The 25,519-nt window shown below is 60.5% G+C and carries 25 protein-coding genes; 8 read left to right on the top strand and 17 right to left on the bottom strand.

What is annotated here, in order from left to right:
* Positions 1-116: 116 nt before the first annotated feature.
* A complete protein-coding gene (locus AB4O22_RS09840) occupies positions 117-290 on the bottom strand; it encodes a DUF6026 family protein (protein ID WP_013693491.1) in 174 nt (57 codons plus the stop codon).
* A 250-nt stretch (positions 291-540) separates the two neighbouring features.
* Here AB4O22_RS09840 and gnd point away from each other — a divergent pair, with 250 nt between their 5' ends.
* From gnd to AB4O22_RS09855, 3 genes are read left to right on the top strand one after another with little or no spacing between them, the layout of a single operon-like run.
* A complete protein-coding gene (gene gnd / locus AB4O22_RS09845; protein ID WP_223473302.1) occupies positions 541-1,545 on the top strand; it encodes a phosphogluconate dehydrogenase (NAD(+)-dependent, decarboxylating) in 1,005 nt (334 codons plus the stop codon).
* Positions 1,542-3,062 carry a glucose-6-phosphate dehydrogenase gene (gene zwf / locus AB4O22_RS09850; protein WP_460096184.1) on the top strand — a complete coding sequence of 507 codons (1,521 nt, stop codon included), beginning with the start codon at positions 1,542-1,544 and terminating at the stop codon, positions 3,060-3,062. Before gnd ends, zwf begins: the two co-directional genes overlap by 4 nt.
* Positions 3,059-3,880, top strand: coding sequence for an HAD family hydrolase (locus AB4O22_RS09855; protein ID WP_223473218.1), 822 nt, complete (start codon positions 3,059-3,061; stop codon positions 3,878-3,880). The genes zwf and AB4O22_RS09855 overlap by 4 nt, the downstream gene beginning before the upstream one ends.
* Before the next feature lie 105 nt (positions 3,881-3,985).
* Here AB4O22_RS09855 and nhaB read toward each other — a convergent pair whose 3' ends face one another.
* The 3 genes from nhaB to AB4O22_RS09870 form a co-directional block, all read right to left on the bottom strand.
* Positions 3,986-5,488: a sodium/proton antiporter NhaB gene (gene nhaB, locus AB4O22_RS09860; RefSeq protein ID WP_223473219.1), complete on the bottom strand. Its 1,503-nt coding sequence runs from the start codon at positions 5,486-5,488 to the stop codon at positions 3,986-3,988.
* Between the two features lie 95 nt (positions 5,489-5,583).
* Positions 5,584-6,873 carry a hypothetical protein gene (locus AB4O22_RS09865; RefSeq protein ID WP_223473220.1) on the bottom strand — a complete coding sequence of 430 codons (1,290 nt, stop codon included), beginning with the start codon at positions 6,871-6,873 and terminating at the stop codon, positions 5,584-5,586.
* Between the two features lie 183 nt (positions 6,874-7,056).
* On the bottom strand, positions 7,057-7,323 hold the full coding sequence (locus AB4O22_RS09870) for a hypothetical protein (protein WP_013693488.1): 267 nt from the start codon (positions 7,321-7,323) through the stop codon (positions 7,057-7,059).
* 341 nt (positions 7,324-7,664) lie between these two features.
* On the opposite strand from AB4O22_RS09870, the gene AB4O22_RS09875 reads away from it, so the two are divergent.
* Positions 7,665-8,990 (top strand): sigma-54 dependent transcriptional regulator, encoded by a 1,326-nt coding sequence (locus AB4O22_RS09875; protein WP_003202380.1) that lies wholly within the window; start codon positions 7,665-7,667, stop codon positions 8,988-8,990.
* Positions 8,991-9,152: 162 nt separating this feature from the next.
* Here AB4O22_RS09875 and AB4O22_RS09880 read toward each other — a convergent pair whose 3' ends face one another.
* From AB4O22_RS09880 to AB4O22_RS09920, 9 genes are all read right to left on the bottom strand, one after another.
* Positions 9,153-10,436: a transporter gene (locus tag AB4O22_RS09880; protein WP_003202378.1), complete on the bottom strand. Its 1,284-nt coding sequence runs from the start codon at positions 10,434-10,436 to the stop codon at positions 9,153-9,155.
* A gap of 46 nt (positions 10,437-10,482) precedes the next feature.
* Positions 10,483-11,229: a hypothetical protein gene (locus AB4O22_RS09885; RefSeq protein ID WP_460096185.1), complete on the bottom strand. Its 747-nt coding sequence runs from the start codon at positions 11,227-11,229 to the stop codon at positions 10,483-10,485.
* Between the two features lie 58 nt (positions 11,230-11,287).
* Positions 11,288-11,968 carry a C39 family peptidase gene (locus tag AB4O22_RS09890; protein WP_223473222.1) on the bottom strand — a complete coding sequence of 227 codons (681 nt, stop codon included), beginning with the start codon at positions 11,966-11,968 and terminating at the stop codon, positions 11,288-11,290.
* 169 nt (positions 11,969-12,137) lie between these two features.
* On the bottom strand, positions 12,138-13,127 hold the full coding sequence (locus AB4O22_RS09895) for a hypothetical protein (protein WP_028237515.1): 990 nt from the start codon (positions 13,125-13,127) through the stop codon (positions 12,138-12,140).
* A 59-nt stretch (positions 13,128-13,186) separates the two neighbouring features.
* Positions 13,187-13,780 (bottom strand): hypothetical protein, encoded by a 594-nt coding sequence (locus AB4O22_RS09900; RefSeq protein WP_028237514.1) that lies wholly within the window; start codon positions 13,778-13,780, stop codon positions 13,187-13,189.
* Position 13,781: 1 nt separating this feature from the next.
* Positions 13,782-14,222: a hypothetical protein gene (locus AB4O22_RS09905; RefSeq protein WP_460096186.1), complete on the bottom strand. Its 441-nt coding sequence runs from the start codon at positions 14,220-14,222 to the stop codon at positions 13,782-13,784.
* 322 nt (positions 14,223-14,544) lie between these two features.
* The gene (locus AB4O22_RS09910; protein ID WP_100263826.1) at positions 14,545-15,069 is read right to left on the bottom strand and encodes an AAA family ATPase; all 525 of its coding nucleotides are present in this window, start codon (positions 15,067-15,069) and stop codon (positions 14,545-14,547) included.
* On the bottom strand, positions 15,066-15,629 hold the full coding sequence (gene pnuC / locus AB4O22_RS09915) for a nicotinamide riboside transporter PnuC (RefSeq protein WP_100263804.1): 564 nt from the start codon (positions 15,627-15,629) through the stop codon (positions 15,066-15,068). Before pnuC ends, AB4O22_RS09910 begins: the two co-directional genes overlap by 4 nt.
* A 281-nt stretch (positions 15,630-15,910) precedes the next feature.
* Complete coding sequence (locus tag AB4O22_RS09920; protein ID WP_223473223.1) at positions 15,911-17,545, bottom strand: methyl-accepting chemotaxis protein; 1,635 nt, start codon at positions 17,543-17,545, stop codon at positions 15,911-15,913.
* 272 nt (positions 17,546-17,817) lie between these two features.
* On the opposite strand from AB4O22_RS09920, the gene AB4O22_RS09925 reads away from it, so the two are divergent.
* Together AB4O22_RS09925 and AB4O22_RS09930 are read left to right on the top strand one after the other, a co-directional pair.
* The gene (locus AB4O22_RS09925) at positions 17,818-18,648 is read left to right on the top strand and encodes an undecaprenyl-diphosphate phosphatase (RefSeq protein ID WP_039012160.1); all 831 of its coding nucleotides are present in this window, start codon (positions 17,818-17,820) and stop codon (positions 18,646-18,648) included.
* The gene (locus AB4O22_RS09930; RefSeq protein ID WP_460096187.1) at positions 18,645-19,064 is read left to right on the top strand and encodes a DUF1294 domain-containing protein; all 420 of its coding nucleotides are present in this window, start codon (positions 18,645-18,647) and stop codon (positions 19,062-19,064) included. The genes AB4O22_RS09925 and AB4O22_RS09930 overlap by 4 nt, the downstream gene beginning before the upstream one ends.
* Positions 19,065-19,068: 4 nt before the next feature.
* Here the strand turns inward: AB4O22_RS09930 and AB4O22_RS09935 are convergent, their stop codons facing one another.
* Both AB4O22_RS09935 and AB4O22_RS09940 read right to left on the bottom strand, forming a co-directional pair.
* A complete protein-coding gene (locus tag AB4O22_RS09935; protein WP_223473225.1) occupies positions 19,069-19,419 on the bottom strand; it encodes an MmcQ/YjbR family DNA-binding protein in 351 nt (116 codons plus the stop codon).
* Positions 19,416-20,324 carry a LysR substrate-binding domain-containing protein gene (locus tag AB4O22_RS09940; RefSeq protein WP_414880863.1) on the bottom strand — a complete coding sequence of 303 codons (909 nt, stop codon included), beginning with the start codon at positions 20,322-20,324 and terminating at the stop codon, positions 19,416-19,418. The genes AB4O22_RS09935 and AB4O22_RS09940 overlap by 4 nt, the downstream gene beginning before the upstream one ends.
* Before the next feature lie 129 nt (positions 20,325-20,453).
* On the opposite strand from AB4O22_RS09940, the gene AB4O22_RS09945 reads away from it, so the two are divergent.
* Both AB4O22_RS09945 and AB4O22_RS09950 read left to right on the top strand, forming a co-directional pair.
* Positions 20,454-21,062 carry an FMN-dependent NADH-azoreductase gene (locus AB4O22_RS09945; RefSeq protein WP_214510242.1) on the top strand — a complete coding sequence of 203 codons (609 nt, stop codon included), beginning with the start codon at positions 20,454-20,456 and terminating at the stop codon, positions 21,060-21,062.
* Between the two features lie 185 nt (positions 21,063-21,247).
* A complete protein-coding gene (locus AB4O22_RS09950; protein WP_003202350.1) occupies positions 21,248-22,285 on the top strand; it encodes an alpha/beta hydrolase family protein in 1,038 nt (345 codons plus the stop codon).
* 143 nt (positions 22,286-22,428) lie between these two features.
* Here AB4O22_RS09950 and AB4O22_RS09955 read toward each other — a convergent pair whose 3' ends face one another.
* Together AB4O22_RS09955 and AB4O22_RS09960 are read right to left on the bottom strand one after the other, a co-directional pair.
* Positions 22,429-23,622: an MFS transporter gene (locus AB4O22_RS09955; RefSeq protein ID WP_223473227.1), complete on the bottom strand. Its 1,194-nt coding sequence runs from the start codon at positions 23,620-23,622 to the stop codon at positions 22,429-22,431.
* A 235-nt stretch (positions 23,623-23,857) separates the two neighbouring features.
* Entirely contained in the window at positions 23,858-25,447 is a 1,590-nt protein-coding gene (locus AB4O22_RS09960) for an ABC-F family ATPase (RefSeq protein WP_003181279.1), read from the bottom strand.
* Between the last annotated feature and the right edge of the window lie 72 nt (positions 25,448-25,519).

Here is a 25,519-nt window from a genome sequence, read left to right on the forward strand (position 1 = left end):
CGGGCGAGCCTTGCTCCCACAGATAGAATTCTCGCCATGAGTGTGCCTGGCAGGACTTGCATGGAAGTGACACCGTTTGACCAGCGTCACTTCCTGGCGCTGTGCCTCTGGGGCGGTTACCGAGCCAGGGACTGGCTCTGGTGGGACAGCTGTGCGTGTTGCAACTGCATGCGCAACTGCGTCACTTCATCAAGCAGTAGATCGCGTTCTTCCTTGAGTAGGCGCAATTCATCGCGACGAATGGTCACATAAAGGGTTTGGGGAGGACGTGCGGTAACGACAGGGCCCATTGCTCACCTCGCAAATGGCGTACATCAACTATAGAGATGTCGCCAGTATTTGGTCGACACCTCTACTATCGGCGCCGATTCTGATTTCTTTTGCTTGTGATTGGAACTTTTTTATTTTTCATGGTCGCTGTGTCTTCGGCCGGATCTTGAGCGTTATCCCTTGTGATCGCTCGAATTACCCGGAAACTATGCAGCAATGCTCTGGACTAACCTCCATTAGTCGATAGTGTTAAATCTTTGACACACCTTTATTTGTAGTAGGGAGCATCAGCACATGCAACTCGGGATCATTGGACTGGGCCGCATGGGCGGCAATATTGCGCGGCGCCTGATGCTCAATGGGCACACCACCGTCGTCTATGACCGCAATGCCGCTTTTGTCGAAAACCTGCGTCAGGAAGGCGCCACGGGCGTCGCGGACCTGCCGGCACTGGTCGCTGGGCTGGAGAAGCCACGTGCGGTCTGGGTCATGCTGCCGGCCGGCGCACCCACCGAAGACACCGTCAACGTCCTCAGCGAACTGCTGGAGCCGGGTGATGTGATCATTGATGGCGGTAACACGTACTACAAGGACGACATCCGTCGCGCCCAGGCCCTGTCGGAAAAAGGCCTGAGCTACATCGATGTTGGCACCTCCGGCGGTGTTTGGGGTCTGGAACGCGGTTACTGCATGATGATTGGCGGTGATGCCGAAGTGGTGAAGCGCCTGGACCCGCTGTTCGACAGCCTGGCGCCGGGCATGGGCGATATCCCGCGCACCCGTGATCGCAAATCCGACGATGACCGCGCCGAACGTGGCTACATCCACGCGGGCCCGGCCGGTTCGGGGCATTTCGTGAAGATGATCCACAACGGCATCGAATACGGAATGATGCAGGCCTTCGCCGAGGGTTTTGACATCCTCAAGACCAAATCCAGCGAAAGCCTGCCACCGGAGCAGCGCTTCGACCTGAACGTGGCCGATATCGCTGAAGTCTGGCGTCGCGGCAGCGTCGTATCGTCCTGGCTGCTGGACTTGACCGCCGACGCGTTGGCCAGCGATCCGAAACTGGATGGTTTTTCCGGTGAGGTCGCCGACAGCGGTGAAGGGCGCTGGACCATCGAGGCTGCCATTGAGCAAGCGGTGCCGGTTCCGGTCCTGTCCAGTTCGTTGTTTGCCCGTTTCCGCTCGCGCCAGCAAAGCACGTACGGTGACAAAATGCTCTCGGCCATGCGCTTCGGCTTCGGCGGCCACGTGGAGACGCCGAAAAAATGACCTCGATCGGCAGCAAATCCAAGGCAGAACCCGCGCCGCCGACTACGTTGTTTCTGTTCGGCGCCCATGGCGATCTGGTCAAGCGTCTGCTGATGCCGGCGCTTTACCACCTCAGTCGCGACGGTCTGCTGGGCGATGGGCTGCGCATCATCGGGGTTGACCACAACGCCATCAGCGATGTGGATTTTGCCAAGAAACTCGAGGACTTCATCCGTAACGAAGCGGCGAGCAAGGGCGGCGATGCCGACCGGGCGCTCGATCCGGTGCTGTGGGCCAAGCTGGCCCGGGGCATCAGCTACGTCCAGGGTGATTTCCTCGATGAGAGTACCTACCAGGCGCTGGCGGCGAAAATCGCCGCCAGCGGCACCGGCAACGCGGTTTTCTACCTGGCGACCGCGCCGCGCTTTTTCAGTGAAGTGGTCAGCCGCCTTGGTGCGGTCGGGCTGCTTCAGGAGCAGGAGGGCGCCTTCCGGCGAGTGGTGATCGAAAAGCCGTTCGGCTCCGACCTGCACACCGCCGAAGCGCTGAACGCCTGCCTGCTCAAGGTCATGAGCGAGAAACAGATCTATCGCATCGACCATTACCTGGGCAAGGAAACGGTGCAGAACATTCTGGTCAGCCGTTTCTCCAACAGCCTGTTCGAGGCGTTCTGGAACAACCACTACATCGACCACGTACAAATCACCGCCGCCGAAACGGTCGGCGTGGAAACCCGTGGCAGTTTTTATGAACACACCGGCGCCCTGCGAGACATGGTGCCCAATCATCTGTTCCAACTGCTGGCGATGGTGGCCATGGAGCCGCCAGCGGCGTTTGGTGCCGACGCAGTGCGTGGGGAAAAGGCCAAGGTCGTCGGGGCGATCCGGCCCTGGTCGGTGGAGCAGGCCCGGGCCAACTCGGTCCGTGGCCAGTACACGGCCGGTGAAGTCGGCGGCAAGGCGGTAAATGGTTATCGCCAGGAGGCCAACGTGGCGCCCGACAGCAGCACCGAGACCTACGTCGCCCTCAAGGTCATGATCGACAACTGGCGGTGGGTCGGCGTGCCGTTTTACCTGCGCACCGGCAAGCGCATGAGCGTGCGGGACACGGAGATCGTCATCTGCTTCAAGCCCGCGCCTTACGCACAGTTTCGCGACACCGAAGTCGACGAACTGCAACCTACGTACCTGAGAATCCAGATCCAGCCCAATGAAGGCATGTGGTTCGACCTGCTGGCCAAGCGGCCGGGGCCGGCACTCGACATGGCCAATATCGAATTGGGCTTTGCCTACAAGGACTTCTTCGAAATGCAGCCATCCACGGGTTACGAAACCCTGATCTACGATTGCCTGACCGGCGACCAGACGCTGTTCCAGCGCGCTGACAACATCGAAAACGGCTGGCGCGCCGTGCAGCCGTTCCTCGATGCCTGGCAGCAGGACGCGACATTCCAGCCCTACAAGGCCGGCGAAGATGGCCCGGCGGCCGCCGATGACTTGCTGACCCGCGACAGCCGCGTCTGGCATGGCCTCGGATGAGTGATCTGGTGAAGCACCCCATCCGTTTTTTGCTCAGCGACATGGACGGTACATTGCTGTTGCCCGACCACAGCCTGAACCAGCGCACCATTGAGGCGGTTCGCTCATTGCGTGAGGCTGGTGTGCTGTTCAGCCTCGCCACCGGGCGGCCACCGCGGGCCATGTTGCAGCAGATCGAGGCCCTGGGTGTCGACCTGCCCACGGCGGCGTTCAATGGCGGCACGCTGGTTCATCCCGATGGCAGCTTTCTTGCCGTCCACTACCTGCCACCCGAGGCAGCGCTGGCCACACTGGCCCTGTACGCCGATCAGCCCGGCATCGAAGTCTGGGTATTTGCCGATGGCGACTGGCTGGTGCGCGACGCCAACGGTCCGATGGTGCCGGTGGAGACGCGTGGCCTGGGCTACCCACCTGTAGAGGTCGAAAGCTTCGAGCCGTATCTGGAGCGGATCGACAAGATCGTCGCCACCAGCGCCAACACCGACCTGCTGGTGGAGCTGGAGGCGCGGTTGCATCCGCTGCTCAAGGGCCAGGCCCAGGTGTCGCGCTCGCAACCGATCTACCTGGATGTGACGGCCATGAAGGCGAACAAAGGAGAAGCGCTGTCGACCCTGGCAGCCTTCCTCGATGTGCCCCTGGAGCAGACAGCGGCCATGGGCGACGGCGGCAACGACCCGGCGATGTTCCACCGCGCGGGATTGTCGATTGCCATGGGGCAGGCAGAGGAGGCGATCCGGCGTCAAGCGGACGTCGTGACCGCCGCGGTTATTGACGACGGTGCGGCGCTGGCGATCGAACGCTACATCTTGCCGCGATAGGATGTCCTGGCCTTTGGTGGCAGGGGAATTCATTCCCACTGTGGGAGCAAAGCTTGCTCCCACACCAAATCCCCTCGCCACAGGTTTTCCTACTCAGAAGCTTGGTTACAACCAGTAAGTCACCGCATACCAGCCCAAGCCACCCATCACCACGGTGTAGGGCACGGCCATCCAGACCATCCGGCCATAGGACAGGCGAATCAGCGGGGCGATCGCCGAGGTCAGCAGGAACAGGAATGCAGCCTGGCCGTTGGGTGTGGCGACGCTCGGCAGGTTGGTGCCGGTGTTAATGGCCACCGCCAGGGTCTCGAACTGTTCGCGGCTCATGTGGCCGGATACGAAGGCCTGTTTGACCTCGGTAATGTAGATGGTTGCCACGAACACGTTGTCGCTGATGGCCGATAGCAGGCCATTGGCAATGAACAGCATGCCGGGCTGCTGGTCGGCGGGCAGGCCCAGCACCCACTGGATCAGCGGCGTGAACAACTGCTGGTCGTGAATGACCGCCACCACCGCAAAGAACACCACCAGCAGCGCGGTGAACGGCATGGCGTCCTTGAACGCACTGCCGAGCCTGTGCTCGTCGGTGATGCCGGTGAAGGCGGTAATCAACACGATGACCATCAGGCCGATCAGACCGACCTCGGCAATGTGCAGGGCCAGGCCCACGATCAGGATCAGCGCGGCAATACCCTGGACGATCAGGGCGGCGCGTTGGCGTGCGGTGCGTTCACGATTGTCCTGCTCGGCGTAGTCGGCCAGCACGGCACGTACGTTGTCCGGTAGCAGCGTGCCGTAACCGAACCAGCGCAGTTTTTCCAGGGCTACGCAGGTCACCAACCCGGCCACCAGCACCGGCAGCGACACCGGCGCGACTTTCAGGAAGAAGTCGATGAAATGCCAGTCCATCTCATGGCCAATCAGCAGGTTCTGCGGTTCTCCTACCAAGGTGCAGACGCCGCCCAGCGCCGTGCCTACGGCGCCATGCATGAGCAGGCTGCGTAGAAACGCCCGAAACTGATTGAGATCTTCATGATGACTCGACGGCAGATCGTGGTCTTCATCGACATTGCTGTCCTGGCGCGGATCGTTGCCCGACGCCACACGGTGATACACCGCATAGAAGCCGACCGCGGCGCTGATGATCACCGCGGTGACGGTCAATGCGTCAAGGAACGCAGACAGGAACGCCGAGAGAAAGCAGAACATCAAGGCCAGCAGCGCCTTGGAGCGCACGCCCAGGAGCAGGCGTGAGAACAGGAACAGCAGCAGATCCTTCATGAAGTAGATGCCTGCCACCATGAACATCAGCAGCAGGATCACCGGGAAGTTGTGCAGCAGTTCATCATACAGCGCCTTGGGGGTGGTCATGCCCAGCACCAGGGCTTCGACCAGCAGCAGGCCGCCGGGCATCAGCGGGTAGCATTTAAGGGCCATGGCGAGGGTGAAGATGAACTCCACCACCAGCATCCAGCCGGCAACAACCGGGCCCAGGGTCCACAGCACCACGGCATTGAGGATCAGGAACGTGATGATGCACGCCTTGTACCAGCGCGGGGAATGCCCCAGAAAGTTATGCGCGAAAGCCTGAGCCATTGAACCGGACATCGGCTGCTCCTTTTAATTAGAAGCGCGCAACTTGCCGTAAGAAATGAGGAATATCAAGAGTAAGAATAAATACCGTTCACCCGCGTCAATCCGACTCAGGCCCAATACCGCGCAACCACCGCTCGATAATGCCCCTGGAGCGAATAACCGCCCACCAGGATTCTTCCATCATCCTGCATAGCCAGGGTAGTGGCGGTGTCCAGGCTGTAGCCGAGTCGAGTGCGAACCCAGCCTTTGCCCTGGCCGAAATCCGGGTCGAGGCTGGCATCTGGCAGATGTCGGGCAAGTACGAAGTCGGCCTCGATACCGCCGATCGTGGCGCCGGCGGTCACCAGTTTTCCGTCCGCTTGAAGCTGGGCGGCGGTCCACTGACTGGCATTGCGTCCGATCGCCATGAGTTGGCACTGGCCCTGGTTGCAATGACGGTCCGGCTTGCCGTCGGGGCGTACTTTCAGCGACAGGCTATGCATCGGATCACGGCTGCTGCCGAACACCTGCAGATCACCGCTCGTATCCTGAACGATTTGGCTGACCATCACGCTGTGCCCCTGCGCCAGGATGGACAGGAAGCCATTTTCGCCGAAGCTGTCATCGAGTTTGCCGCTGCTGTCGTAACGGGCAACCAAGCCATGCTGGGGCAAGTCGATGGCGCCGCCGACGACAATATGACCGTCAGCCTGGAGCACCAGACAGCCGAGCCAGGTATTTTTCAACAGGCGTCGGACCATCACGAAGCCGCGACCGTTGAACGAAGGATCCAACGCCCCATCGGGCAAGAGTCGGATCAGTACGCCGACATGGTCGGAAAATTGATAGTGGTGGTTGGCGAGTACAAGGATCCGGCCATCGGCCTGCACTTGCATGTCGCAAGCCTCAAGCCCTGGCACGCCGGGCGGTAGCCAGGGGTCGCGCAGGCCTTGGGAGAGATTGCCGCAAAGCCGGATGACGTGCCGGCCGGCGTTGCCGAAGCTTTGAACGGCGCAACCTTGCTGGTCGAACAGCGCCAGGGCGGGAAGGGTGTGGTCGTTGCTTTCGTAGTGCAGGCCGGACAGCAGGATATGCCCATCGGGCAACACGATCACCTTGCCCGCCGTCGCTTCGAAACCCTGTTCAAACGCGCCGATCACGTAGCCGCGGGTGCCGAAGTCCGGGTCAATCTCACCGTCGTGGTTGAGTCGCGCCAGCCCGAACCGACTGCCGTGGGCCGTCTCGACCCTAGCTGCCACCAGGATCTGTCCGGCGTGATCAAGGGTCAATCCGGTGGTCAGGCTTGAAGTACTGTCTTCGAAATGAACCCAGGCTTTGCCGTTGGTGGCAAAGCCTGGATCAAGCTGCCCAGCGTGGGCCATGGCCCTGGGGGACACAAACGCGAACTGATCGAGCATGCCTGCCTCTCCTTGCGTGTCGAGCAGCCCGAAAGGGCGACGACTGCATGAGGGCAACATTCAATCCCTGAATGTGACAATGCACAACTGTCATGTTCTACAGATACAGCGGCGATTCGTGCCATAACGATGGCTTTACAACCCAGAGCCAAGCCTGCAATCGATAACAGGCTTTACCAGCGGTTATTCAGGCATCGACCAGGATTGCAATGTGTAGCCTTCCTGGCTCAGTTCGGCACGAGCCTGTTTCAACAGATCGGCCAGTTGGACCGGGTCGGTATAGGCGCTGCTTGGAATTTGGGTGCGGCCAATATGGGTATTGGTGCGGTCGATGACGGTCAGGCTAAGTTCACCGTTGCCGTCTTGTGGAGCCCAGGCCACGCATTGGAAAGGACGGAATGCGCGGTCGGCAATCAAAAGAGCTTCGTTGATACGGAGCGGGGCGTTCATGGCGTTTTCTCTTAAGTGTGCCCAAACAAATGATATGCCGTCGGTTGGGCGTACCGTGCGGCTGGTTACTTGTACTGATGTCCCGAACCCGTAGGCGGGTCACACATTATTTAAATAAATTTCGATTTTCTTTCAGACCAGGCTTTTGGGCTTTTGTTTGAAAGCACCCTGAAACAAACAGGCCTGTGATAACTAACGAAATGCCTGCTTATAACCACTTTGAAGCGATCCCGATAATCAATTGATACAAGGGTGTGTCAACTTCTTGCTACTGTTACATGCAGGTCTGCCAAACGCCTGTTTCTAATCATATTTCCTTATTTTGACGCCAAGGATCAGTCATGATCGAAGCCAGTACGTCCCGTCGTCTGCTCGTGGTTGATCCCTGCGATGATTGTCATCGCCTGTTGCCAGCTCTGCGCACTATTGGCTGGGAGGTGGACAGTTGCGCCCTCGAACACGCCGGCGATCGGACGTGTGACGTCGGTCTTCTGCGATTGCAGCCTTTTCACCTGGAACGCCCGGAAGCCGTCAAGGAGTTGATCAGCCGTAGCGGCACCGAATGGATCGCTGTGCTCAACCAGGAAGTGTTGCGTCTGCAAAATGTCGGTGATTTTGTCTGCGAGTGGTTTTTCGACTTCCATACCTTGCCGTTCGACGTGTCCAGGGTCCAGGTGACACTGGGCCGGGCGTTTGGCATGGCGCGCCTGCGGGGACAGGGCTCGATCCATATCGATCAGCCCGAACATGAACTGCTGGGCGACAGCAAGCCGATTCGCGAACTGCGCAAATTATTGAGCAAGTTGGCGCCCGCCGAGTCGCCGGTATTGATTCGCGGGGAGAGCGGTACCGGCAAGGAGCTGGTGGCGCGCACCCTGCATTGTCAGTCTTACCGGCGTAATAAGCCGTTCATCGCCATCAACTGCGGCGCGATCCCGGAGCACCTGATCCAGTCCGAGTTGTTCGGGCATGAGAAGGGCGCGTTCACCGGGGCTCACCAACGCAAGATCGGGCGGATCGAGGCGGCCCATGGAGGCACGTTGTTTCTCGATGAAATCGGCGATCTGCCGTTGGAGCTGCAGGCCAATCTGCTGCGTTTCCTGCAGGAAAAACACATTGAGCGGGTCGGTGGCAGCCAGCCGATCGCGGTCGATGTGCGGGTCTTGGCGGCCACCCATGTGAACCTTGAGGCGGCCATCGAGCACAAGCGGTTTCGCGAGGACCTGTATTACCGCTTGAACGTATTGCAAGTAGTGATGGCGCCGCTGCGCGAGCGTCATGGCGACCTGTCGATGCTCGCCAGTCACTTCTCCCATTTCTACAGCCAGGAAACCGGTCGCCGTCCCCGCAGCTTCAGCGAAGATGCCTTGGTGGCGATGGGCATGCATGATTGGCCCGGCAATGTGCGGGAACTGGCCAACCGCGTCCGACGCGGTTTGGTGTTGGCCGAAGGGCGACAAATCGAAGCCCGGGACCTTGGCTTGGCCAGCCACCAGGGCGTCGCGGTGCCGATGGGTACGCTGGAGGACTACAAGACCCGCGCCGAGCGCCAGGCCCTGAGCGATGTGCTCAACCGTCACAGCGACAACCTGAGCGTGGCCGCCAGGGTGCTGGGCGTGTCCCGGCCGACGTTCTATCGCCTGCTGCACAAGCATCAGATCCGCTGACTAAAACCTGCGCACATCCCCTGTGGGAGCGAGCTTGCTCGCGATAGCGGTCTTTCATTCAGTATCAATGCTGACTGAAAGGACCTCATCGCGAGCAAGCTCGCTCCCACAGGGGTTTGCATTCCCTCAGGGATATGTGCCGATCACATATCCCTGAGGGCATCAGAAGTAGTACGGGAATTTCAGGCTAAAGGTGAAGTCCGGCGCATCGTCGGTCAACCCGATGGACAGGTTGGGCACGATGGTCAGGTTGTCGGACGCGGCGACGGTCATGCCGATGTTGAAGTAGCCGGCGTTGGCGTCGCTGGAGACTACCGATTCCCAGTCGCCGCCGTCCTGTTTGAGCTTGCTTTTCTTTTGGATCAGGTCAGAAACCGAGAATGACATGCTCATCTTCTCGTTCAAGGCAAAGGCGATGCCCGCGCCGAGCTGGAAGCTGTCGCCGATCCGCACCTTGCCTGGGATCTTCTGGTTGACCGTGGAACTGATGTCGTCGAACGACTCCTCCAGATTATGGGTGTAGGAGAGGGTGCCGAACAGCACCGCCGGGTCGAAGGTCTTGACCAGCGAAAGCCCTGGCGTGATCGACCATACGCCGTTGCCGGTGGGCAGGTCGTCAGGCACGAACAGGTTGGTGTTGGCCTGGGATTGGCGCAGCTTGATGCCGAATGGGTCCTTGCCGGTGGGGGCCTTGACCCGTAGGGTGACCACCGCGTCCGGGGAATTGATCGACTCATCCATGAACTTGTAGGCGATGCCGAAGTTGACGTCGCCGATGGTCGGGTCGCGGGTCACGGTTTCTTCGCTGGTGACGCCGGCTGCGCCGTTGTTTGCGCCGCCTGACTGATAGGTGGATTCGCGGTAGACCACCGGGACGTTGAGGTCGAACTGCCAGCGGTTGTCGAAGTTATAACGGCCAGTGAGGTCCAGCGTCCAAGTGTCAGCCTTGATCCGGTCGAGGTTGATGTTGCCCAGGAAAATCGAATCCAGCGCCAGGAAACCATTGAGGATCAGTTGCCGCGTGTCGTAGCGCGAATAGGTCACGCCGGTCTCGAAACTGAATTTACCGCCGCCGAAGAAGCCGCTGGCCTCGTCATAGAGGTTGGAGACGCTCTGGGCCGGCTGGGAATCATCGGCCAGGGATTGCCCATAGCCACTGCCGCCAGCCGTTGTCGCACCGCCGCCGGCCACGGTCTGGTTGCCTTTCATGTCGGCCGGGGATTTGGCCAGGCGTTTGGGCGGTGGGGCGGCGGGTTGATCCTCCACTTGGCGAACCCGCTGTTCGAGCACCGCCAGGGCCTTTTGCTGGACCTCGTACCGTTGCTTGAGCTCAAGAAGTTCCTGTTTCAGGGCCTCGATGTCCGCATCCGGGGCCGCCTGCAACACGGCCGCCGGGAACAACGTGCTTAAACACATCACAGCGCGCAACGATACGGATCGATACATGAAATATGCCGTCCTTATTTGCCCATTGATCGGCGATCAACGTAGATCAATATCCGAGGTTTCGAAGACCACGTAACTGAGTCAGGTTGCAGTCCAATGCTCCGGCACTGGGGCCGTTGTTGTTCAGCACCACGTTGAGCTGCGTCATGTTGTTGACCAGGTTGCTGTTTCCCAGCAGACGGGTGTTTTGCAGCAAGCCGCCTTGGGCCACTTGTTGCAGGGTGCTGCCCTGGTTATGGCTGGCCTGGATCGCCATTTGCACGCCGCTGCCGGTGGCGGTGACCGCGACACTGCCGGCGGCGTTGCTGCCGCTGATGGTCTGGCCCTTGGTCAGCAACTGGCCTTGGGAAGGCACGAGTGCCGGGGCCTGGTTGCTCTCTTTTACGTTGATGTTGACGTTGTTGTAGGCCGTATTGCCGTCTCCGGCGGCGCGTACGCTCTGGGTCACGCCCTGGCTCGTGCCAAGGCCGGCGCCACCGGTAATATTGCCGCTGCCCTGTTCGGGGGCGCTGCCGTTACCGGTCTGCTTGATGGTGGAGACATAGAATTCGGGTTTGACGGTGGCGGCCTGGATCTGCATGGCGCTGGTGGCGCCGATCAAGTCGCCGCTGGCGTTGCGCCAGGTACTGCTCATGACGATGCCGAAGCTGATGACTCGGCCGGGCATGACATAACGACCGCGCAGCTCGGCAAGCTCCTGGTCCTTGACTTCGATGGGTTTGAAGCCCGCATGGGCGTAGCCCGAGGCGGTCGCGAGCAGGCAGGCCAGCGACAGCCAGTGTGAGGTTTTCATGTGCTGCTCCCGGAGCGTCCTGCTCCTTTTTGTACTTATGTTGGCAGTTGGTCGGCGATTAAAAAAAGTCGCTCTGTATGAAGCCGAAATCCATCAGTTCCGCATCCCTGACCGGGTTGAAACCGTCCAGCTTGTTACGGGCGGTCAAGGGTTGAGGAGGGCTGCGTAGTGCATTGGTCTTGTCATAGCCCGGGCCGACGATCGCAAAGACGATGCCGTTCCAGCCTTTGATGAACTCATCATGGGCGTAGCGCTTGTGGCCCAGCACCGGGTCGCCGATGTAGACCCATTGCTTGTCGGCCCGCTGCAACACCACGAAGTGCTTGTAGCCGCGTATTTCCATCAGGACCACCACCGGAATCGTCACCGCTTCGAGTTTCTCTGGCGGTATCCGGTAGCCTCGGGCGCGCATGCCGATGGTTTCCACGTAGCGCTTCATGTCCAGCATGGAAAACCCTTGGGTGCGAACCAGATTCTGGTCGGCATTGACCAACATGCCTTTGATGACGTGCTCTTCATCGACGTCAAGCCAATAGGCCTGGCGCAGCACCGTGGCCAGCGCGGCGGCACCGCAACTGAAATCGGTTTTCTGTTCGACGATGTCGCTGAATTTGCGTTCGCGTACGCTTTGCACCGGTTTGTAGACCAGCATGCCGCCAGGCAGGGCGGCCACAGGCATCTGCGCTGCTTCGGCCGCGCAGGCCAGGCAGAGCAGCAGGGAAACGGCAGTGACACGCATGATCAATACGCCTAGTGGGCATCCAGGAAAAAGCCCCCTGTGGGAGCGAGTCCGTGGGTGCAACGCTTGCTCGCGATAGCGGTTTTACAACCAACAGAGGCGTTTTATGTAACGACCTCATCGCGAGCAAGCTTTGCTCCCACAGACTCGCCCCTACAGCGGTACTTTTTTACATGCAAGCCTTGCAGCCGGCAGCGATGGACAGCGAGTTGCTCTGCTGGTTGCCCACGCCTGCCGACACGTTGGCGCCGCCGTTACCGGAGAAGCCGTTCATTGAGTTGGTCATGGTGGCGTTGTTGATCACAGGGTTTTTCCAACCGTCGCGGGTCAGCACCTGCTGGGTGTTGCTGCCGGCCAGTTCGAAGGTCCCCACGGCGGAGAACTTGAACTTGTCGTCATCGTGACCGCCGCCATAGCCGCCGCCTTTGTTGTCCCAGCCGCCGTGATCGTCTTCGGCGGTACCGGTACCTTTGGCCTTGAACGTGCCGGAGGCGCTGTAGGTGCTGGTGAGGGTGTCGGTCTTGTAGGTCCGCACGCCTTTGTTGTCGACCACAAGGCCGGTGGAGGACTGGTCAGCCGCGGCAGAGGCCTGTGCGACACGGCCCCCGGATACGGCGATGGCCAGGTTGTTTTTCTGTTGGTTGAAGTTCCCGGCGGTCACGTTGATGCCGATGTTGCCGGAGCCATTGTTGCCCGCATTGGTGAGCGAGGCGTTGTTTTGCGTCGAGTTGTTCTTGACGTAGTTGTTGTTATTGACCTGCGTGGCGCTGGAGGCGGCGACAGCCGAGCCGAAGATGAAGCTTTCGTCGGCGGTGGCCAGGGCGGCGGCGTTGTCTTGCTGGTTGCCGTCGCCGCCGGCAATGTTGGCGCCCATGTTGCCGTTGCTGCCATTGAGCGAGTCAGTGGCTTCAGCGGTGTTTCTGGTGGCCTGGTTGGTCACCACGTTGCCGTCGCTGTTCTGCTCATCCAGCACCGTAGCCCCAGCGCCGGCATTGATGGAGAGCAATTGATCCAGCGTCGGCCCTTGCTGATGGCCGTTGCCATGACCGTGACCATTGCCATGGCCATTATTGTTGTCGTTTCCTCCAGCCTGTGCCGCCATTGTCATGACCGCGGCGAGAGCGAAAACCAATGGTTTGAGTGCCATTGTAGGTTTCATGGTGTTTCTCCTTGCGTGTCGTTGGTTAAGTGTCGGTACTTTCTTATGTAGCCTCCGGGTCAATCAGCAACCCGGATGCTCAGGGTGTTAGCCATACGGTTTCCCACCCCTGCGCTCTGGTTCACCTGGATTACCCCTCGGCTGCCGGTGAAGGCCTGGTCGCTGGTAACGACCTGGCGACTGCCGGTTGGGGTGCCAGTTGCTCCTGAGTTCGGTAGCAACGCCACGTTCTGTTGAGACAGGGCGCTGTCATCAATGCTCTGCGGATGGGCGCTGATGCCCACCCGCATGACATTGGCCATCTGGTTGTTGGCCCCGGCGGACTGGTTGACGCCCAGTACACCGTTGCCGTTGGTGAAGGAGTTGCCGCCGATACGGGCGGTGGCGTTCATGGAAGGGTCGGCCGGCGTGTCGACGCGTTGCTGTACGCGGGTGCTGGCCTGGGCGTGGCTGCCAATGGCGATGGCCCGGGTGTTGGTTTGCTGGATCTGGTCGCCGGCGGCCTGGTTGACGTTGAAGTTGCCGGTGTAATGGCTGCCGGAATCCTGCAGGTTGGCGTTACTGACCACCGCAACACCTGGATCGGCAAATACGGTGAAAGAACTGAGCAGGGAAAGCATGAACAGGGCGAGCAGAAACAGCACGGGCTTCATCTCACTGGCCTCCCGCCAGCCGACCCAGCGGGGCCAGGCCGGAACTCAGCGAGCGGTTGATGGTGCCGGAGATCGCGCCGCCGCCACCGTGACCGGCATTCATGCCCGGCGTACCGTTGGGATTGCTCACGACGTTCAGGCCTTGCACGCCGGTATTCGGGTTGACGGTGTTGCGGATCGACGAGCCGCTGGCCACGCTGGCAAATTCGCCATCGCTCAGTTCGGTGCTGGCGGTCGCCTGGTGGATTCGTTCGGAGGGGTTGGCATTGACGGTGGTCGGGTAGGGATCTTTGCCACCGTTGCGACCAATTGCGATGGGCTGCACGTCACGGTTGAGGACAATGACGCCGTTGCCCTCGGCCTGCGCTGGCAGACTGAGCGTTGCGCTGGCGGCGCAGCCGATCAACAGCAGACAGGTCAAACTTCTCTCGAAAGTCCCCACGGCATCGATTCCTTCTTCGGTGGGCTGGCCCTGGTCCAGCGTTGCGAAGTGGGGTAGAGCAGGTGTCGTGCCGAGTTTTGAAATACCTTTAAATTCAATGAGTTGTATTTTTAGACGGTATGCCGGGTGGAAGGGGTGTTTCAGCGCTGAGACACGGCACAGGGTGACTAACCGGTCACTTACTGTTCCAGGCCTCTGGATCCAGGCTTTTGGGCGGGTGTTTCAGAAACTTGACAGTCTTGATGGCAATTTGATGAAGCGGCGTTGGATCCGGGTTTGGAGCGACTGCGCTGTTTCAAGAATGGAACAGATCACCCCGCGATCAGGCTTGAAGCAGCTGGCTAACGACGGCGAACACTTGCTGTTGGCGTTGCGCCCAATCGCCTTCAATGACCTGGAACGGTTGCCGGTGTCCGCTCAGCCAAGCCTCGATCGCTTCAAAAAACGCCAGCCGTTCAGCCAATTCAGGTTGGCAACGCAAGCCGTCGCCGGTCCATTCGACCTGCTCGGGGCTCAGCAGCAGGTGCAGGTCATAATGGCGGGCCAGCAGGGCCGGTTCGAGCCAGTCCGGGCAGTCGCCGAACAGGGTTTGGCTCCAGAGGATGTTGCTCAACAGGTGAGTATCGAGGATCAACAGCGCCGGACGGCGGGCACGCGCTTCATCTTCCCAGGCCAGTTGGCCGGAGGCGATGTCGGTGATGTCGGCCAGGCAGGTATCGCGTTGGGTCTGCTCCATGAAATGGCGCACGTACTCATCCACCCGCACGCCACCAAAGTGTTCCTGCAATTGCGCCGCCAGCCAACTCTTGCCGCTGGATTCCGGGCCGGTCAGCACCACTACCTTCATGCGCGCAGGGCCGGATCGGCGCGCCATTCCCGCCAGCCTTGCACGGCCAGCAGGGTGAACAGGGCGTAGAGCGCCGCTGTCAGGTGCAAGCCCTTGTAGATGAACAGGCCGACGAAGATCACGTCCAGGACGATCCACAGCGGCCAGCATTGCACGCGTTTTTGCGCCATCCACCACTGGGCCACGAGGCTGAAACCGGTGAGCGCGGCATCGAGCCAGGGCTGGGCGGCATCGGTCCAGTGGGCCATGGCGGCCCCCAACAGCAGGCTGCCTGCCGCACCGATAGCCAGGCCGAACAGCACTGACGACCCGCCGAGGCGGCTGACCTGGCGTCCATCATGATTGTGCCCGGCGCGGGTCCATTGCCACCAACCGTAGAGTTGCAGCACCGCGTAGACAACCTGCAGCAGCATGTCCGAGTACAACTTCACCTCGAAAAAAATCCAGCTGTACAGCAACACCATGACCAGGCCGATCGGCCAGCACCAGGGGTTCTGTTTGACGGTCAACCAGACGGCGATCACGCCGAGGGCTGCGGCAAACAGTTCAAGCCCGGACATGGCGGTTCCTTGGGGAAATGGAAGAGGGCGGCGATTGTAAACGCTATGGCGTGGACAGCTCCAATACCAATGTTGAATGTGCCGCTGCTATCGCGAGCAAGGGATTACGATCGTTCCCACGCTCCTGCGTGGGAATGTCGCCAGGGACGCTCTGCGTTCCGCTTCTGGAATGTGACGCAGAGCGTCACGGGATGCATTCCCACGCGGAGCGTGGGAACGATCAAAACACAGAACCCCTGTGGGAGCGAGCTTGCTCGCTCCCACAGGGGGGCTACCGATCGTTAGACCCGGAACTGCGTGAGCAACCCGTTCAACTGTTCACTCAACGCCTTGAGGCGGGTGCTTGCCTGGCTGGATTGTTCGGCGGCCATGGCGGTGCTGTGAGACAGTCCGGCAGCCTGGGTGACGTTCTGGTTGATGTCTTCCACCACATGGGCCTGTTGCAACGTGGCGCTGGCGATGGAGGCGTTCAGGCTGTTGAGATTGCGCAGGGCCTGGCCGATGGCGTTGAGGCTGGCACCGGCCAGGCCGGCTTGTTCAATGGTCAGTTGCGAAGCTCGGCTGCTGTCGCTGATGACTTTCACGGCAGCTTCGGAATGACTTTGCAGGCGCTCGATCATCGCCTGGATCTCTGCAGTGGACTTTTGCGTACGCTGGGCCAGCAGCCGCACTTCATCGGCGACCACCGCGAAGCCCCGGCCTTGTTCGCCGGCGCGGGCGGCTTCGATCGCTGCGTTGAGAGCCAGCAGGTTGGTCTGCTCGGCAATGGAGCGAATCACCTCCAGCACGCTGCCAATCTGGGTGCTTTCACTCGCCAGGGTGCGGATCACTTCCACCGCCTGGTCGATGGTCTGGGACAGGCGGTCGATCTGCTGCAAGCTGCCATCGATGTTGACCTGGCCTTGCTGGGCCTGGGATTCGGCGTCGCGCATCTCACTGGCCGCGTGCTCGGCGTTCTTGGCCACGTCCTGCACACCATAGGTGACTTCATTGATCGCGGTCGCCACCAGCTCCATTTGTTGCGACTGCTGCTGGCTGCGTTCCTGAGCCTGCGCCGCATCGTTGCCCAATTCGTTGGAAGATTGCCCCAGCGCACTGGCCGAAGCTTGCAGTTGGGTCACCACTTGCCGCAACTTGGCGGTAAAGGCGTTGAAATGCCGCGCCAGTTGCGTGACTTCGTCCTGGCCGTGGGTGTCGAGGGTGCGGGTCAGGTCGCTCTCGCCGCTGGCGATGTTGGCCATGGCGTTGACCGTTTCCTGCAACGGGCCGACGATGCTGCGCACGATCAGGGTCAACAGCAGGCCCATGAGCAGGGTGATGATCAAACCGACCACCGAGGCCTTGATTACCTGGGATTGGAACTCGGCCTGGACGTCATCCACGTACACGCCTGAGCCGATGATCCAGCCCCAGGGTTCGAACAGTTGGACGTAGGAGGTCTTGCCCACCGGGGCCTCGGCGCCCGGTTTCGGCCAGAGGTAGTTGATCATGCCGGCGCCCTTGGACTTGGCGATGGCAACCATCTCGTTGAACAGCGCATAGCCGTTCGGGTCGCGGATGGCCGAGAGGTTCTGGCCTTCAAGCTTCGGGTTGGCCGGGTGCATGATCATGACCGGCGTCAGGTCGTTGATCCAGAAATAGTCACTCTGGTTATAGCGCAGGCCACGCACGACGCTGAGGGCCTGCTTTTGCGCGGCGTCACGGGTCAGGGTGCCGGCCGCTTCCAGGCCTTGGTAGTAAGTCAGCACGCCGCTGGCGGTCTGCACCACGTGCTGGGTTTTCTGCACCTTGGCTTGGTAGAGGTCGTTGTGGATCTGATTAAGCATCAAGGCGCCGAGCGTGAACAACATCACGATGGCCACGACCAGGATGAGCCACAAGCGTCGGCTGATCGACACACTGCGCAAGCTATTCATACGCTGTCACTCCGGTTTTTATTCTTGTCATATCGACGGTCGGCACTGTAGCGCCCGGCCGCTATCGGTAATTGACCTGAGTCACAACGCGGCAGCGTTATCAGGGCTTGTCTGATAGGATTTCGGCCCCGCAGCGCAAAACCTGAGCCGGTTCTCATTTTTCATTGGTTTTTTTGAAAGGTCGCGGTTATCGTGCACCCGCTGCGGGGGTACCTGCATGACACTTGAATATTGATAAGACCTGCATGAACAGTGTCTTTTTTGGGGGATGAATGGATTTGTGGACTGCCTTTTCGGCATTGATTCTTGGCGTAGTGGAAGGCTTGACGGAGTTTCTGCCGATTTCCAGCACCGGGCACCAGATCATTGTCGCCGACTTGCTTGAGTTCGGTGGCGAGCGCGCGATGGCGTTCAACATTATCATCCAGCTCGGCGCGATCCTGGCGGTGGTCTGGGAGTTCCGCCGCAAGATCTTCGACGTGGTGCTGGGCCTGCCGACACAACCCAGCGCCCGCCGCTTTACCGCCAACCTGCTGATCGCCTTCCTGCCCGCCGTGGTCTTGGGCGTGCTGTTAGCCGACTGGATCCACCACTACCTGTTCAACCCGATCACGGTGGCCACTGCGTTGGTGGTGGGCGGCCTGGTGATGCTCTGGGCCGAGAAGCGCCAGCACCAGGTGCACGCTGAAACTGTGGACGAGATCTCCTGGAAGGACGCGCTGAAGGTCGGCCTGGCCCAATGCATTGCGATGATCCCAGGCACCTCCCGTTCCGGTGCGACCATCATCGGTGGCCTGCTGTTCGGGCTGTCGCGTAAAACCGCTACCGAGTTTTCGTTCTTCCTGGCGATGCCGACCATGGTCGGCGCGGCAGTCTACTCGGGCTACAAATACCGTGAGTTGTTCGTCCCGGCGGATTTCCCGGTGTTCGCCATTGGCTTCGTCACGGCGTTCATTTTCGCCATGATTGCGGTCAAGGGTCTGCTGCGATTCATCGCCAGCCACAGCTACGCCGTGTTCGCCTGGTATCGAATCGCCTTCGGCCTGTTGATCCTGGCAACCTGGCAGTTCGGCTGGGTGGACTGGACCGCTGCCAAGCCATGAACGAATCAGGCAAGCGCAAACGTGCCGGGCGCAATGCTGAAGGCACCGTGCAGCACCTGCGGCTCAAACTGATGGTGTTTGCGCTGCTCTGTGCCTTGCCATTGTTCGGTTCGCTGCTGTTCGGGCTGCGGGCGGTGTCGTGGGTGCCGATGGTGGCTTATGGCGTCGTCAGCGTGGTGGCATTCCTGCTGTACTGGAGCGACAAGCGCAAGGCGCGCGCCGACACCTGGCGCACCCCGGAAAACGTGCTGCATGCGGTGGAGCTGACCGGCGGTTGGCCCGGAGCCTTGCTGGCCCAGCAGCTGTTTCGCCACAAGACCCGCAAAGTGTCGTTTCAGGTCGTGTTCTGGTTCATCGTGCTGCTGCACCAGGTGTTCTGGATCGACCAGTTGTTCCTGGGCAGCTATCTGTTTTGAATGGCTAGAGCAACAAGCCCACCTGCGTGCGCTTGGGCAATTTGCTGACCACCAATTGGTGTGAGCGTTGCAGCAGGCCACGCAGCTCTTCGGCATCCAGCGGGTAGGGCACCTGCATGATGACCCACTGGGCTCGCGCCAGGTAAGGCGCGGGATGAATGCCCGGCCGGTCGCAATGGCCCAGGAACAGATCCTTGTCGACCTTGAACGCCAGCGAGTCGCCTCGCAGGCCCTGCAGGGCGAACATCTTGTTCCCGGCAATGGAAAATACCCGTACGCCACCCCATTTGTAGTCCTCCCTGGCGCCGGGCAGGCCCAGGCAAAACTGCGCGACATCCTCTTCGCTCAACCTCATATCGTTCTATCTCCACAGCCCTCGAAGGCTTCCACCAAATGATCGATCCATGCACGCACCGCTGGCAGCATGCCGCGCCGATGCGGGTAGACCGCCTGGAGCCAGCCATCGGGCGATGACCATCCAGGCAAGAGTTCCACCAGTGTGCCGTCCCGCAATTCCTGCTCGCAATACATGCTCGGCAATAAAGTGAAGCCCAGGCCGGCGAGGGTGCAGGCGCGGCGCACAATGAAGTCGTCAATACCCAGGCGGGCTTCCAGGCCCAGTTCCACACGCCGCCCATCGGCGCTGACCAGGCGCAGGTGCACCTGGCGATCGGCTTCCAATGCCCCCAGCACCGGCAACTGTTTGAGGTCATCCGGGGTTTCGATCCGCCGTCCTTCGACAAAGGCCGGGCTGGCAACCATCATCAGCCGCGCCTGGCGCAGGCGCCGGGTCATCAGCAAGGGATCCTCGTCCCCCAGGTCGCGCACGCGCAACGCCACATCGATGCCTTCGCCGATCAAGTCCACCCGCCGGTTGAGCAGGGTCATATCCAGTTGCACCAAAGGGTATTTCACCAGGAAGGTTTCGATTATCACCGGCAGGAACTGGTGGGCCAGGCCCACCGGACTGGACACCCGCAATCGGCCGCGGGGCTCGCTGGACATGCTCGCCACCGCTTCGTCGGCCATCTCGGCCTCCAGCAACATGGCCTGGCAATGGCGCAGATAACGTTCGCCGACCGCGGTCAATTTCAATTGGCGGGTGGTGCGCTGGAGCAACCGGGCGCCGAGGCGTTCTTCCAGCTCGGCGATGCGCCGCGACAGTCGTGACTTGGGGATGCCCAGCAACCGCCCGGCCGCTGCGAAACCGCCGGCTTCGACGACTTTGGCGAAGTAGTACAAGTCATTGAGATCTTGCATGTTGAACTCGATTGTCCTGTCAGTGGGACAAACTATCGCATTTGTGCTGACTTATCGATCATTGGCTTCATCGATAGGATTGTCGCCAATTGATCGCCCGGTTGCGGTCCTCACTTGGAGAGCACTGACATGAAACTGCTGCACATCGATTCGAGCATCCTCGGCGACAACTCCGCTTCCCGCCAATTGAGCCGTGAAGTGGTTGAAGCCTGGAAAGCCGCCGAGCCAGGCATCACGGTGACTTATCGCGACTTGGCCGCTGACGCTATCAGCCATTTTTCCGCCCAGACGCTGGTTGCCGCCGGCACCAGCGCCGAATTGCGCGACGCAGCTCTCAAGCACGAAGCCGATCTCAGCGCGTCGGCAATGGCTGAGTTCCTGGCGGCTGATGCGGTGGTCATCGCCGCGCCGATGTACAACTTCAGCATTCCGACCCAGCTCAAGGCCTGGATCGACCGCATTGCCGTGGCCGGCCAGACGTTCCGCTACACTGAAGCCGGTCCTGAAGGCCTGTGTGGTGGCAAGAAACTGGTGATCGTTTCCACCTCGGGTGGTTTGCATGCCGGCCAACCGAGCGGCGTGGGTCACGAGGACTATCTCAAGCTGGTGTTCGGTTTCCTCGGCATCACCGATATCGAAGTTGTCCGTGCCGAAGGCCTGGCCTACGGTGATGACATGCGCACCAAAGCCATGAGCGAAGCCGCGTTGCAAATCGGCCAGCAGTTCGCCGCCGCGTAAAACCTGCGTGAAGGCACCAAAGCTATTGGGGCAGTCTTCGTAAAACCCTGTATTCTCGTCGTCATTGGATGGCCGGGATGCAGGGTTTTACTGCATTCGGCGCCTGGATTTCTGGCGCAGGTTATGCACGGCCAAGACGGCGAGCGACGGGGCCTTCCCGTGCGCTGGTGAAGGTGGAAGATTCGATGACGCGTTTTGGTGCAGCGCTGCTGCTTTGCTTGTTTGCCAGTCTCGGTTCAGTGCAGGCCGCACCGGGGCCGCATCCGCATTGGAGCGCCGGTTTCCATGAGCTGAGCTTTCTCGATCCGCTGGATCAGCAGCCGATGCACGCCATCGCCTTTTATCCGTCCACCGACCGGGAACAGTCCAGCCTGCTGGGTGGCTACCAGATCGATGCCGCGCCAGACGCCCAGATCGCCATCGGCCGTTTTCCGCTGCTGATGCTGTCCCATGGCAATACCGGTACGCCGCTGGCCCTGCATGACCTGGCCACCTCCCTGGCACGCAAGGGGTTTGTCGTGGTGGCAGTGATTCACCCTGGCGACAACGCCCAGGATCACAGCCGGCTTGGCACCCTGAGCAATCTGTACGGGCGGCCGATCCAGATTTCCGAAGCCATCACCGCCACGCTCAATGACCCGATGCTCTCGCCGTTCGTCAACGCCGGGCAGGTCGGGGTGATCGGCTATTCGGCCGGTGGCGAAACCGCGTTGATCCTGTCCGGTGCGACGCCGGACCTCAATCGTCTGCGCCGCTACTGCGTGGAGCGACCGGATGACCGAGACGCCTGCAATACCCAAGGCGAACTGATCGTTGACCGCGATGACCTGCAACCAGTGGCTGATCCCAGGGTCCGGGCATTGTTGTTGATGGCGCCATTGAGCCTGAAGTTTGGCCGTCATACCTTGGCCGATGTCCACGTGCCGGTGCTGCTGTACAGCGGCGATGGCGACAAACTCGTGGCCTTCGACAAGAATGCCGCCGCGCTGGCCCGCAAGCTGCCCACTGCACCGGACTTCAAGACCCTGGCCGGCGCGGGGCATTTTGTTTTCCTGGCACCGTGCACCGACGAACAGATCGCCGCGATGCCGGCGCTGTGCACGGATGCTGACGGTGTCGATCGCAAGGACATCCACCGCACCATGATCTCCGAGGCCAGCCGCTTCTTCGGCGAGGCTTTGGGCAAGCCGACCCGGGCGGGGATGAGGACGGCTGATCAATAAGCTGTTCACTTAAGCGTTCCCGGAGATTCTGATCTTCTGTTCCGAGGGGCATGGTTTTTACGTAAGGATGGTGTGTATATCCATTTCTGCGGTAACGGATATACACACAAGAACAAGTAAATACCGGACCTTCAGTATTACGATCAATAAGGTGCGCTTACGGCTCGGCGACGCAGCAGCAGAGTCAGACCCAGCCCGGTAAGGGACAACAAGGCAGCACAGAAGAAGATCGACGAATAGCCCAGGTTCAACGCCACTGCCCCCATCAACGGACCGGCAATCGCCAGCGCCAGGTCAAAGAACACCGCATAGGCACTCAAGCCGGCCCCCCGGCTGGTGTTCGGCACTTGCTTGATGGCCTCCACCCCCAACGCCGGATATACCAGCGACAGCCCGAAACCGGCCAGCCCGGCACCAACCAGGGCGAACGCGGTGGACGGTGCCAGCCACAGCAATACCAGCCCGAGGGTTTCGATGCTCATGCAGGCAATGGCCGAGTTGAAACCCCCGAAACGGGCGATGCTGGAAATGAACAACAACCGCGCCAGGATGAAGCAGACACCGAAGACTGTCAGGCACCAGGCCGCGCCAGTCCAGCCGCGACTGATATAGAACAGCGTGATGAATGTGGTGAGCGTGCCATAGCCGATCGACGCCAGGCTCAGGCCTGCCCCGAACGGCGCAATGCGCCCAAACACCGCCCAGAAAGGCAAGCGCTCGCCACGAATGACCGGCACCGACGGCTTGTTGCGAATGATCAACAGCGCCGCCCCGGCCAGCAGCGACAAGGCGACGCCCAGGCTGGCGAACCCCAGCTCACCGACCATCACCACGCCCAGCGGGGCGCCGATGGCGATGGCTCCGTACGAAGCGATGCCGTTCCAGGAAATCGAGCGGGCGGTGTGCTCCACACCCACCTGGCCCATGCACCAACTGATGGTGCCCACGCCAATCAGCCCTTGGGCCACGCCGAGCAGCAAGCGCCCAACAATCAGAATCAACAGGCTGGGCAGGGGAAAGCTTTGCAGCAAGGTCGAGAGCAGAGTCAGCACGCCGCTGAGCACAATCCCCGACAGCCCATAGACGATTGCCCGCTTGGTGCCGACGCTGTCCGACAGCCGCCCGGCCATGGGGCGGCTGAGCAGGGTCGCCAAGTACTGTGAACCGATGGTCAACCCGGCCACCACCGCGCTGAAGCCCAGTTGTTCGTGGACATAACCCGGCAGCACGGCAATGGGCAGGCCGATGCAGAGGAAGGCGATGAAGGTGTAGAAAACGATGGAGACGATCTGCAGGGTGATCGACAGGGAGCTGGAGGCAGGTGCGGGCGTGGGCATAGGGCTCGTTCGCGGGCAGCGGTAAGAGAGCCTCATCATGGCGCGAGGAGAGGATAAAAGAAAGCAGGCTAACTAAATGTGCTGGCGACGGCGGATGTTCAGTTTCAACTGAGGTTGTATGCACCGACCCCTTCGCGAGCAAGCTCGCTCCCACAGTTTTTTACCCTTGCAATACAAAAAGCCCTGTCACAGTGGACAGGGCTTTGCTTTTGCAGCGAACAGCCAAGGGCTGTCCTTAGAACACCACGCCCTGGCTACGCAGGTAGTCGTCATAGGTGCCGCTGAAGTCGACCACGCCATCGGCGCTCAGCTCGATGATGCGGGTGGCCAGGGAGGAGACGAACTCACGGTCGTGACTGACGAAGATCAGCGTGCCCGGGTAGTTTTCCAGCGCCAGGTTCAGCGCTTCGATCGATTCCATGTCCAAGTGGTTGGTCGGTTCGTCCATGACCAGCACGTTGGGCTTTTGCAGGATCAGCTTGCCAAACAGCATGCGGCCTTGCTCACCACCGGAAATGACCTTGACCGACTTGAGGATCTCGTCGTTGGAGAAGAGCATGCGGCCCAAGGTGCCACGAACCAGTTGTTCGCCGCCCTGGGTCCACTGGCCCATCCAGTCGAACAGGTTGACGTCGTCCTCGAAGTCGTGGGCATGGTCCTGGGCGTAGTAGCCCAGCTCTGCGGCGTCGGTCCATTTCACGGTACCGGCATCGGGTTCCAGTTCATTGACCAGGGTGCGTAGCAAGGTGGTCTTGCCGATACCGTTCGGGCCAATGATCGCCACGCGTTCACCGGCTTCGACGGTGAAACTGAAGTCCTTGAACAGCGGCTTGCCATCAAAACCCTTGGCCATGCGTTCGACAATGACCGCCTGGCGGTGCAGTTTCTTGGTCTGTTCGAAGCGAATGAACGGGCTGACACGGCTCGAAGGCTTGACCTCGGCCAGCTGGATCTTGTCGATCTGCTTGGCGCGAGAGGTGGCCTGCTTGGCTTTCGAGGCGTTGGCCGAGAAGCGGCTGACGAACGACTGCAGCTCGGAAATCTGTGCTTTCTTCTTGGCGTTGTCCGACAGCAGTTGCTCGCGGGACTGGGTCGCCACGGTCATGTACTCGTCGTAGTTGCCCGGGAACAGGCGCAGCTCGCCGTAGTCCAGGTCCGCCATGTGGGTGCAGACACTGTTCAGGAAGTGACGGTCGTGGGAGATGATGATCATCAGGCTCGAACGCTGGGTCAGCACGTTTTCCAGCCAGCGGATGGTGTTGATATCCAGGTGGTTGGTCGGTTCGTCGAGCAGCAGCACTTCCGGGTCGGAGAACAGCGCCTGGGCCAGCAATACACGCAGCTTCCAGCCTGGCGACACTTCGCTCATCGGGCCGAAATGCTGCTCGATGCCAATCCCCAGGCCCAACAGCAGTTCACCGGCACGGGATTCGGCTGTGTAGCCGTCCATCTCGGCAAATTCGGTTTCCAGCTCGGCCACGGCCATGCCGTCTTCTTCGGTCATTTCCGGCAGCGAATAGATGCGATCGCGCTCGGCCTTGACCTTCCACAGCTCTTCGTGACCCATGATCACGGTATCGATCACGGTGAATTCTTCGTAGGCGAACTGGTCCTGGCGCAGTTTACCCAGGCGCACGTTCGGTTCGAGCATGACCTGGCCGCCGGACGGCTCGAGGTCACCACCGAGGATTTTCATGAAGGTCGACTTGCCGCAACCGTTGGCGCCAATCAGACCGTAGCGGTTACCCGCGCCGAATTTGACAGAGACGTTTTCGAACAGTGGCTTGGCGCCGAACTGCATCGTGATGTTAGCTGTAGAGATCAAAGGTTTATCCTGCGGAACATTCAGAGTAGCTAAGGGTGCGGCAGTACCTGTTCAGTACCTGTTTGCGCACGT

It is taken from the genome of Pseudomonas sp. S3_B11, assembly GCF_054667715.1.